Here is a 6,242-nt window from a genome sequence, read left to right as displayed (position 1 = left end):
CGCGGCCAGCCGGGTCAGGCGGCGAGGCCGCCGCGGTCCTGCGAGGAGCGCAACAGGTCGCGCAGACGGTAGGCCATCGACACGGGCGCCGGGAACTCCTTGCGGCAGAAGGCGATCTTTCGGACATAGGTGTCGATGTGCCAGGTCGCCCAACTCTTACCCGGAAAATAGGCGATGTCACCGGCGCGCAGAGTCCGCTCGCTGCCGTCCTCCGCGGTCACGTGCACCTCGCCTTCAAGGACGATCACCGTTTCGTCCCAGCCGAAATACCAGCGGAATGTGCCGGCCGTGCAATCCCAGACGGCCGTCGTCGCCTGATCGTCATAGGCGCGCGAGTGCAGGGCCAGCCGCGCCTCGGGATTACCGGCCAGGATCCAGGACGGCTCGATCGGCGCCGGCGTCATTTCGAGTGCATCGGTGGACGACGCGACGAGCCGGCGCGCGGAGCCCGGCAGGAGCGGAACGCTTCTGATCGCCATGCCGACGGCGCTTGCGAGCATGAATTTGATGGACATGATTCCCCCGAATTCGCATGGATGTGCGACCCTAGCGGGAATGGGTAACCGCGCCGTTCAGGCATTCGCTCGAAATTTATGCATCTGGCATTTTCCGGCGCGGGACGGGGCGCATCAGATGCGACCCTCGATGCGGCAGACGATCATGTCGTGGTCGGAAAGCGGCCGGCCGGCCGCGTCGAGCGACGAGACGATCCGGCTTTCGCCGATCGACAGACCACGGGAGAGGAACCAGTCGAGCTTCATCGCCCGGTCCGGCCAGCGTGTGATGAGGCTCGGCCGCGTCGTCATCGCGTCGATCGGGCCACCATGGCGGGCATAGCCGCGTTCGGCGGCGCGCGCGAACAGGCCTTCGGCCTCGAAGTCGCCGCCGGCATGGTTTCCGGTGTTGAGGTCTCCGCCGATCAGGACGGGAAGGCCCGGAAAGGCCGCATCCAGAACATCGAGGAGGCCGACCACCTGCCGCTCGCGACAATGCGCCGTCGTGGCGCTTTCCAGGTGGGTGGAAACCACAGCGATCGGCCCGGTTTCCGTCGCCACCGTTGCGCCGATCGCCATGCGTTCGCCAAGCCGCGGCTGGTCGCCGTCGCGCGTGAACCAGAGCCGTTCGCCGGCGAGGCGAAGCATGAAGGGCGCGTCGAGCGCCGCGCGCGCCATGAGCCCGTTGCCATGAAAGCCCCGGGCGTTCACGTCATCGGTGCAGAACTCCCGCTCGGTGTCGGAGCCAAGACCGAGCTCGACGAACTCGACGCCGTAGGCATAGGCCATGCCGAGCGCACCCGCCACGTCCGCCGTGGTGTTGCGCTGGCCCGTCCGGGCCATGCCGTGGTCCATCTCCGAAAGCAGGACGATATCCGCGCCGGCGCTGCGAATATGGTCGGCGCTGTCATCGGGAAACAGGCAGCGTTCGAGGTTCCAGGCCGCGACGCGGATGGGAAAGGCGAGCGGCGGCCCCTCGGGCGGTTCGCCGCCGACTTCGATGCTGTTCATCGCAGGAATCGACGCCATGCAGGTGTCGTGTGCGCCGATCGTCCGTTCCAGGCCGGCAATCGCCGTCCGCTCCTCGAAAGACGGAACCTTCAAATCGGATACGGTCTCACGGATCACCGCGTTGCTCCCTCGACCTCTGCCCGGTCGGCGACGGCCGGAGCGGCCGTTGCCATGTCGGGCGTCCAGGCAATCCGCTTTCCCCCCTCTGCATCAAAGAAATGCAGGCGCGACGGCGCAATCGACAGGTCCATCTCTTCCGAAAGCGCGGTCTCGGGAGAAAGCGCAGCCGTGGCCGGCTGATCGCCGACCAGGCCATGCACGAGCCGCTGCGAGCCGAGTTCCTCGATATAGTCGACCCGGAAGGGCAGCGCAGCGCTCCCGCCGGCCGCCGGACGAAGGTCTTCGGCCCGGAAGCCGACGGTCACCGCGCCCTGGACGGGCACTGAGCGGCCGATATCGAGCAGGGCCGGGCCGATCGCCAGCCTTGAGCCGTGTAGCTCAGCCTTGACGAGATTCATGGCCGGCGAGCCGATGAAGCTTGCGACGAAGGTGGAGGCCGGCCGGTGATAGACCTCCAGCGGCCGGCCGATCTGCTCGATCTCGCCGCCGTTGAGCACGACCAGACGGTCGGCAAGCGTCATCGCCTCGAGCTGGTCGTGGGTGACGTAGATTGATGTGGTGCCGACGCGACGCTGAAGCCGCTTGATCTCGCCGCGCATCGAGACGCGCAGCTTCGCGTCGAGGTTCGACAGCGGCTCATCGAAGAGGAAGGCGGAGGGCTTGCGCACGATGGCACGGCCCATGGCGACGCGCTGGCGCTGGCCGCCGGACAGCGCGCGGGGCTTGCGCTGGAGATAGGGCTCGATCTCCAGCATGCGCGCGGCTTCCGCGACGCGGGCGTCGATTTCGCTCTTCGGCGTCTTCCGGTTCCTGAGACCATAAGCGAGGTTGTCATAGACCGTCATGTGCGGGTAGAGCGCGTAGTTCTGGAAAACCATGGCGATGTCGCGGTCGGCCGGATCGACGTCGTTGATGGTCCGCTCGCCGATCGTCACCTTGCCCTCGCTGATCTCCTCGAGCCCGGCGACCATGCGCAAGAGCGTGGACTTGCCGCAGCCGGACGGCCCGACGAGCACAATGAACTCGCCGTCCTCGATGTCGATGCTGACCGAGTTTACGGCCTTCACGCCGCCGTTGTAGATTTTGGAAACGTCCCTAATGCCAATCGATGCCATCGGACCCTTCTCCTTTATTTGTCGCTCTCGGTGAGGCCCTTGATGAACCAGCGCTGGAAGATGACGACGATCATCACCGGCGGCAGCATGGCGAGGATCGCCAGCGCGAAGGCCTCGTTGTAGTCCGGGATCTGCGAGCCGATCCAGACGAGCAGGATCTGCTTGATGCCGCGCACCAGCGTGAAGAAGCTCTCGTCCGTCGTCATCAATGTCGGCCAGAGATACTGGTTCCAGCCATAGACGAACATGATGATGAAGATCGCGGCGATCATCGTCTTCGACAAAGGCACCAGCACATCGATGAAGAACTTGAACGGTCCTGCGCCGTCGATGCGCGCCGCCTCCAGCAGTTCGTCGGGGACCGACTTGAAGAACTGGCGGAAGAAGAAGGTGCCGGTGGCAGACGCCAGCAGCGGCACGATGAGGCCCGTATAAGTGTTGGTCAGGCCCAGCTTGTTCATCACCTCGTAGGAGGGAAGGATGCGCACTTCGAGCGGCAGCAGCAGCGTCGTGAAGATCATCCAGAAGAACAGCGTGCCGAGCCGGAAGCGGAAATAGACGATCGCATAGGCGGCGAGCATCGAAAGAACGATCTTGCCGACGGCGAAGCCGATGCCGAGGATCATCGAGTTCATCACCATGCGCGCGCCGGTGATTTTGCCGGTAAAGCCGCCTTCCTTCGTCAGCACCTTCTCATAGGTCTCGACGAAATTGCCGCCCCAGGTCGCCGACAGGCCGGTGCGATGGATTTCGGCGGCTTCGTGCGTGGAGGTCATGAAGGCGATGACGACCGGCGCCACCATGACGAAGACGCCGAACAGAAGGATCAGATGGTCGAAAGGCTTGACGCGGTTCATGGCGGGCGCCCTCTCAATTGTAGTGCACGCGCCGCTCGATGAAGCGGAACTGGAAGATGGTGAGCACGAAGACGACGATCATCAGGATGACCGACTGGGCCGAGGAGCCGCCGAGGTCGTTGCCGCGGAAACCGTCCATGTAGACCTTGTAGACGAGCGTGATCGGGTTGTTGGCCGCCTTGTCCTTCACCATCACGTCGATCACGCCGAACGTGTCGAAGAGCGCATAGGTCATGTTGATGATGAGCAGGAAGAAGGCGGTGGGGGCGAGCAGCGGCAGCGTCATCGTCCAGAAGCGGCGCATGCCGGAGCGGCAGTCCATCGTCGCGGCCTCGCGCACCGAGACGGGAATGCTTTGCAGACCGGACAGAATGAAGATGAAATTATAGGGGATCTGCTTCCAGACCGAGACGATGATCATGGCGATCGCCGTATCATTGTAGTTGAGGCCCACCTTCATCTCCCAGCCGAAGAAGGCCGCGAGCTTCACCAGCGGGCCGATATGCTGGTCGAAGAACATCATGCCCATCAGGCCGGCGACCGGGGGCGCGATGGCATAGACCCAGATGAGCAGCGTCTTGTAGGTCGATCCGCCCTTCAGCACGACGTCAGCCTTGACGGCGAGCAGCATGCCGATTGCCAGCGACAGGAAGGTGACCAGAATCGTGAAGATCACCGTGAAGCGTGCGATGCTCCGATATTGCGAGGAACCGACCGCGTCGACGTAATTGCCCATGCCGACAAAGGTCGAGCCGAAACCGAACGGATCCTCGAGATAGAACGAGGACTGGATCGCCTGCACGGACGGCCAGTAGAAGAAGATGAAGATGATCGCCATCTGCGGCGCGATGAAGAGATAGGGCAGGTAAGGCGACGAGAACTGGACGCGCTTCATGGTTGGGTCTTTCAAAAGGGCCGGGAACGCCGCGTCTTGCGCGGGCGAGCCCCTTCCCCCTTGTGGGGAGGGGTCTTGGCCGGTCGAGCAAGACCCACCCCTCCCCGTCGCTTCGCTCCGACCCTCCCCACAAGGGGACAAGGGGGAGGGTTGACAGAGCAAGCCGAATCAGCCGGCCGTCTTGGCGAAGCGGGCGAGAAGCTCGTTGCCTTCGGTCTCGATCGTCTTCAGGGCGTCCTCGACCGAGGTTTCGCCAGCAAAGATGCGGCCGTATTCGCGTTCCATGATCTCGCGGATCTGCGGATAGAAGCCGAGGCGATAGCCCTTCGACCACGCGCCGGACTTCAGCATGAGCTGCTTGATGCCGACTTCGGCGACTGGCGTCTTCTCGTAGTAGCCTTCCGACTTGGTCAGCTCATAAGCGGCCTGGGTGATGGCCACATAGCCGGTCGCCTGATGGTAGAACTTCTGGATCTCCGGCGAGGTCAGGAACTGGAAGAAGTCGGCCGTGCACTTGTTTTCCGCGTCCGACTTGCCGGACATGGCGAAGAGCGCGGCGCCACCGATGAAAGTGTTCGTGCCCGCACCTTCGACGCTGTTCCAGTAGGGCAGGAAAGCCGCCGAGAACGGCTTCTGTGCGGTCTTCTGCAGGCCGCCGAAGGAACCCGACGATCCGATCCAGAATGCGGCCTTGCCTTCTTCGAAGAGCTTCTGGTTGTCGGCCCAGCCGGCACCGTAGAAGCCGAAATAGCCTTCGTCGGCCCAGCTCTTCAGCTTGGTGAACATCATGACGAGGTTCGGGTCCGTCATGTTGATCTTCGTGTCGACGACCGTATCGTAGCCGTTGCCGTTGGTCGCGAACTGGATGTTATGGCGCGAGAAGAAATTCTCGGTGAACTGCCAGGTGAGCTGCGACTGGACGAGCGGAATGTAGCCGGCTTCCTTCAACTTCGGCGCGACCGCCTCGAACTCTTCCCAGGTCTTCGGCGCCTCGACGCCGGCCTTTTCAAGCGCTTCTGTGTTGATGTACATGATCGGCGCCGAGGAGTTGAACGGCATGCCGACGAACTTGCCGTCGGAATCGGCGTAGAAGTAACGCACGCCCTCGATGAAGGCTTCACGCTTGAATGTGTAGCCGGCGTTGTTGATCAGATCCTCGGCGGGGATGACGGCACCCGGTGCGTTAATGATCGTCGCCGCACCGGCGTCGAAGACCTGCAGGATGTTCGGCTGCTCGCCCGAACGGAAGGCCGCAATGCCGGACGCGAGCGCCTCTTCATAGGTGCCCTTGGAGACCGGCGTCAGCATGCAGGACTGCTGCGCTTCGTTGAACTTCTGCGAAACCTCGTTGATGACCTCGCCGTTGCGGCCGGCCATGCCGTGCCACCAGGTGATGTTGGTCGCGGCAAGCGACGTTGCGGCGGAGAATGCGAGTGCGAGACCTGCAAGGGAGAACGACTTGATCATGGTTGGCTCCTCTTCACCGGGGTTGGTGTGAGGGTGCACTAATCAGCCTGCATGACGGGCGCGTTACGGTTTCGTGTCAGTTTCGTTACATTTTCCTTTTGGTCAAAACGCATCCACAAAATGCTGCGGGAGGCGCCAAGGACGCACTGCAATGATGTCGCAGCGCAGCGACAGGCGATGCGCATCCGGCTGCCGCGCGAGCCACAGCTCGCCTGCCGCCCGGATGCGGTTCTGGGCAGCGTTCGTCACGGCGAAGACGGCACCGTCGACGTCGCGCCGCGCC

Annotated in this window: 6 protein-coding genes and 1 pseudogene; all 7 read right to left on the bottom strand. The window is 63.3% G+C overall.

Going from position 1 to position 6,242, the window contains the following annotated elements:
* Positions 1-14: 14 nt before the first annotated feature.
* Positions 15-515: a cupin domain-containing protein gene (locus tag LXM94_RS12600; protein ID WP_235771756.1), complete on the bottom strand. Its 501-nt coding sequence runs from the start codon at positions 513-515 to the stop codon at positions 15-17.
* Positions 516-629: 114 nt separating this feature from the next.
* Positions 630-1,622, bottom strand: coding sequence for an endonuclease/exonuclease/phosphatase family protein (locus LXM94_RS12595; protein WP_235771755.1), 993 nt, complete (start codon positions 1,620-1,622; stop codon positions 630-632).
* Positions 1,619-2,740: an ABC transporter ATP-binding protein gene (locus LXM94_RS12590; RefSeq protein ID WP_235771754.1), complete on the bottom strand. Its 1,122-nt coding sequence runs from the start codon at positions 2,738-2,740 to the stop codon at positions 1,619-1,621. Before LXM94_RS12590 ends, LXM94_RS12595 begins: the two co-directional genes overlap by 4 nt.
* A 14-nt stretch (positions 2,741-2,754) precedes the next feature.
* Positions 2,755-3,597 (bottom strand): sn-glycerol-3-phosphate ABC transporter permease UgpE, encoded by an 843-nt coding sequence (gene ugpE, locus LXM94_RS12585; protein ID WP_235771753.1) that lies wholly within the window; start codon positions 3,595-3,597, stop codon positions 2,755-2,757.
* A gap of 13 nt (positions 3,598-3,610) precedes the next feature.
* A complete protein-coding gene (locus tag LXM94_RS12580; RefSeq protein WP_408015633.1) occupies positions 3,611-4,507 on the bottom strand; it encodes an ABC transporter permease subunit in 897 nt (298 codons plus the stop codon).
* Positions 4,508-4,660: 153 nt separating this feature from the next.
* Positions 4,661-5,959 carry an extracellular solute-binding protein gene (locus LXM94_RS12575; RefSeq protein WP_235771749.1) on the bottom strand — a complete coding sequence of 433 codons (1,299 nt, stop codon included), beginning with the start codon at positions 5,957-5,959 and terminating at the stop codon, positions 4,661-4,663.
* Positions 5,960-6,061: 102 nt separating this feature from the next.
* Positions 6,062-6,242 (bottom strand): annotated as a pseudogene (locus LXM94_RS12570) (YraN family protein); the annotation flags it as partial.

It is taken from the genome of Rhizobium alarense (genome assembly GCF_021555155.1).
Lineage (GTDB): Bacteria > Pseudomonadota > Alphaproteobacteria > Rhizobiales > Rhizobiaceae > Rhizobium_D > Rhizobium_D alarense.
The sequence above is the reverse complement of the archived record's forward strand: the minus strand, read 5'-3'. Positions and strand labels throughout refer to the sequence as shown.